At 43.4% G+C, this 709-nt stretch carries 1 protein-coding gene; it reads right to left on the bottom strand.

The window, feature by feature from the left end; translation table 11 throughout:
- Positions 1-137 precede the first annotated feature (137 nt).
- The coding region (locus R7Q46_RS27100; RefSeq protein WP_318078249.1) for a response regulator at positions 138-709 on the bottom strand (572 nt) is incomplete at its 5' end.

Genomic DNA, 709 nt, shown 5'->3' with positions numbered 1-709 from the left:
GTGATGAATCAAGCCGTAATATGTGTGTCGGTGAAGTAACATAGCCATCTCCTTATCAAGCTTACTGACTGCATAACAGCAAGCTCAACGCTCTGGATAATTCGGTTTGTACTTCAGTTAAGCAGTTTTAATGCCAACTATTCATTCGCAATTTGATAACTGTTCGTTACGCTGATTTTATCGAAATGAAGCCATCGCACCAGTACATCACGCAATGCGTTGAGTGTGGTTGGCTTTTCCAGACGACCATCCATCAATTTAGCGATCATCTCGAGCTCTTTCTCTCCAGACTCGCCAGACAGGGCGATGATTGGCGTAGTTGGGGAGCACTGCTTGATTTTTTCGCTGGCGTCAAACCCATTCATCACTGGCATTTGAACATCCATCAACACCAAATCGACCTGATGTGATTGAAACAGTTCCACCGCATTTGCGCCGTTATTGGCTTGTAAACTATTGACGCCAAGTCGGTTTAGGTACATTTGAACCAAAGTACGTTGCACCTCTTTATCATCGACAATGAGCACAGTTGGTGCATCTTTGTTGATTTGTACGACAGGTTCTGGACTTGGTTTGGTTTTGACTTTCTGATTCCAGTTGTAAAAGTTTGGCGTTCGAAGCGTTTCTACTTTCGGTGCATTTGGCACAACCGGAAAATGCAGATCAAACTCGGTAAATTCATTAGTTACCGATTTACACTCAATTCGAC

The organism is Vibrio sp. 811 (assembly GCF_033339195.1).
This window is presented reverse-complemented; position numbering and strand designations above follow the sequence as displayed.